Origin of the sequence: Pseudomonas sp. MWU13-2100 (assembly GCF_023242365.1) — a bacterium.
Lineage (GTDB): Bacteria > Pseudomonadota > Gammaproteobacteria > Pseudomonadales > Pseudomonadaceae > Aquipseudomonas.
Genome location: NZ_JALLIX010000093.1, coordinates 1 through 2,874 on the forward strand (window position 1 = coordinate 1; position 2,874 = coordinate 2,874).

The 2,874-nt window shown below is 61.3% G+C and carries 3 protein-coding genes; 2 read left to right on the forward strand and 1 reads right to left on the reverse strand.

Annotated elements, in window-relative coordinates; genetic code table 11:
* Window positions 1-75 precede the first annotated feature (75 nt).
* Entirely contained in the window at window positions 76-855 is a 780-nt protein-coding gene (locus tag M5B99_RS29380) for a DUF2076 domain-containing protein (RefSeq protein ID WP_248807424.1), read from the reverse strand.
* A 183-nt stretch (window positions 856-1,038) separates the two neighbouring features.
* On the opposite strand from M5B99_RS29380, the gene M5B99_RS29385 reads away from it, so the two are divergent.
* Both M5B99_RS29385 and M5B99_RS29390 read left to right on the forward strand, forming a co-directional pair.
* Window positions 1,039-1,701, forward strand: coding sequence for a YciC family protein (locus tag M5B99_RS29385; RefSeq protein WP_248807425.1), 663 nt, complete (start codon window positions 1,039-1,041; stop codon window positions 1,699-1,701).
* Window positions 1,702-1,711: 10 nt separating this feature from the next.
* Complete coding sequence (locus M5B99_RS29390) at window positions 1,712-2,794, forward strand: endonuclease/exonuclease/phosphatase family protein (protein ID WP_248807426.1); 1,083 nt, start codon at window positions 1,712-1,714, stop codon at window positions 2,792-2,794.
* Window positions 2,795-2,874: the final 80 nt, after the last annotated feature.

A 2,874-nucleotide genomic window follows, 5' to 3' on the forward strand; every position in this document is an offset into this window, starting at 1 on the left:
GCTTTTGGCGGCCTTGAGGTCGCTTTCGCGGGCAAGCTCCGCTCCCACAGGTTATGCGTCACCCTCCTTCATCGGTCAGACGTAGGAATCGTCGTCGCCAGAAAAGGAGGAGCTGTCGTCATCAAGGTCGGTGTCAGCGAAACCACCCTGGTTATTGCTGCCCCAGGAATCGTTGTTGGCCATGCGCTGATCATCGCCCCAACCACCACCACCGTTGTTGCTCATCGGGCTCGGCTCGATGATTTCCTCGATGATCTGCGGTTGCTGCTGGTTGTGATGGAACAGGCTGCTGATACCTTCCGCCAGCATCACGCCACCGGCCACACCCGCCGCTGTTTTCAGCGCACCACCGAGGAAGCCGCTGCCGATAGGCGCCGCCGGAGCCGCCTGCTGTGGCGCGGGTTGGGCGTAGGCAGGTTGCTGATAGTTGGGCTGGGCGTTGTAGTTCTGCTGCGGTGGTGGCGCATTGAACCCTGGGCGCCCGGGCTCACGCCAGCCACCACCGGAATTGCTCGGCGCCGGCGCAGGGGCCGGATCGCGGCCACCACCAAAAATGCTCGACAGGAAACCACCGCTGCTCGGCGCCGGCGCGGCGCTCTGGGCACGGGCCTGCTGCAACTCGTCCTGCAGCTGCTGCACCTGCGCCTGCAGTTGCTTGTTCTGTTCGTCGAGGCTCTTGAGCGCGTGCTCTTGCACCAGAATCGACTGGGTCATGTAGTACGGTGCAGCCGGTTGGCGAGTCAGGTGCTCCTTGATCCGCGCCTCGGCCAGGGCGTCACGCGGGGCTGAATCCGTTCCGGCTTGCTGCAACCGTGAAAACAGTCCATCGATCAGGGTTTGCTCTTCGCTGTTCATGGCGACCTCATTAGATTGCCGGGTAGAAATCGATCGCCCCGACCCAACCGGGCCCAGGCGTCCCTCAGTTATGGGGTTGTTACCGGAAGTTTCAATAGTCCTTACCTAACGTTTACATTTGAGTGTCGGCCCGCGCCATCGGTTAAAGTGTTGCTCTGCCTCAACCTGCGCGATAGACAACCGATGAACCCGTTCAATGTAATCCGTGATTCCCTGTACTTTTTCCAGCGCAACCTGCGCCAGATCGCCTGGCTCTGCCTGCCGCTAGTGATCCTCGAGACCCTGCTCCAGCAACTGCTGGACAACGCCGTGGGCCCGGATGCGTCGCCGGCCTATGGCTTGCTGGCCGGGCTGCTGGTCTATCCGCTGTACACGGCGGCGCTGATCCTGTTTCTCGATGCCCGCAGTCGTGGCGAAGCGCCAGCTAATCGCGATCTGCTGGCCATGTCCCTGCGCCTGTGGCCACGCTTTGCGCTGCTCTCGGCGGTCAATACCATCGCCATCGTGCTGGGCCTGTCGCTGTATTTCATTCCCGGCATCTGGCTGACCGTGATACTGGCCTTCTCCGAATACCTGCTGGTACTGCGCGGGCGCGAACCGCTGCGGGCAATGAAGGAGAGCTTCGTCTTGAGCCGCGGCCACTTCTGGCTAACCTTCACCTGCATTCTGTGTGTAATGGGTCCACTCTGGTTGCTCAAAGGGTTGAGCCTGAGTGTCTACCCGGCACCGCAGAACCCGGCGTTGATGCTGATCATCGACAGCGCCCACAGTTTCCTGCAACTGTTCAGCTGCATCGTCTTGTTCCGAATTTACATGCTGATCGCTGAAAATTCCGCCAAAAACTGAACCGAGGCCCATGACCCGTCTATTACGTTACCTGGTGGCCGGCCTGCTGATTGTCGCGGGCCTGACCGCCCTGCTGGTCTACAGCCTGACCTGGCGCCCGGAAGAACGGGAAACCCTGCCCGTGCGCTGCACCGCCGAGGCACCGGTGCTGGTCCCCGGCCAGGCCCTCAAGGTGATGACCTGGAACCTCCAGTACCTGGCGGGCAAACGCTATGTGTTCTGGTACGACCTGCCCGACGGCAGCGGCCCGGATGAACGTCCGACCCCGGAAGACATGGCCTTCAGCCTCGACGAGGTGACCCGGGTGATCCGCGACGAGCAGCCGGACATCTTGCTGTTGCAGGAAATCGACGAAAACGCCAAGGCCAGCGCCTACCAGGATCAGTTGAAATTACTCCAGGAGCGTCTGGCGGACCTGTATCCCTGCAGCTCCCAGGCATTCGACTGGAAAGCCGACTTCGTCCCGGACCTGCATATTTTCGGCAGCGTCGGGCGCAAGCTGGCGACCTTGAGTCGCTATCAGGTCGAACACGCCGAGCGCCAGCAACTGCCGTTGTCCTCGGGCAATCTGCTCAAACAGCAGTTCAAGCCTCGCCCGGCCCTGCTGGTGAACTACCTGCCATTGAGCGACGGCGGGCAACTGGCGGTGATCAATACGCAGCTAGGGGCCTATGCCCAGAACGACACTCAACTACGGCAAGTGCAGATGACCCTGCAATTGCTCGACAAGTTCGAGAGCCAGGGCACTCCGTGGCTGATCGGCGGTGATTTCAACCTGCTGCCGCTGGGCCAGTATCTGCGCCTGCCGCCACGCTTGCGCGGCGGTTACTCTGCGGACAGCGAGCTGCATCTGTTGTGGGACAAGTACCCGATGATCCCGAGTAACAACGAAGCCAGCGGCATCGACCGTGAACAATGGCTGACGTTTTACCCGAACGACCCCGACGTCGGCGGGCCGGATCGGACCCTGGATTACTTTTTCTACAGCTCCAAGCTAAAGCGGGTCGAGGCCCGGGTACGCCAGGACGACAGCTTGACGATTTCCGATCACTTGCCGGTGCTGGCGCGGTTTCTGTTACCAGCCGCGCAGTAACCGCTCGCGTCGGCTTCCCACTGTGAAAGCCGACTTCACCGACCAAGAGCTGGACTCAGCGCTCATTCATCCCGCGCGAA

Excerpts from the sequence above, each read along its gene's own strand:
- M5B99_RS29380 (WP_248807424.1), bottom strand. The coding sequence starts at position 855 with ATGAACAGCGAAGAGCAAACCCTGATCGATGGACTGTTTTCACGGTTG.
- M5B99_RS29385 (WP_248807425.1), top strand. The coding sequence starts at position 1,039 with ATGAACCCGTTCAATGTAATCCGTGATTCCCTGTACTTTTTCCAGCGC.
- M5B99_RS29390 (WP_248807426.1), top strand. The coding sequence starts at position 1,712 with ATGACCCGTCTATTACGTTACCTGGTGGCCGGCCTGCTGATTGTCGCG.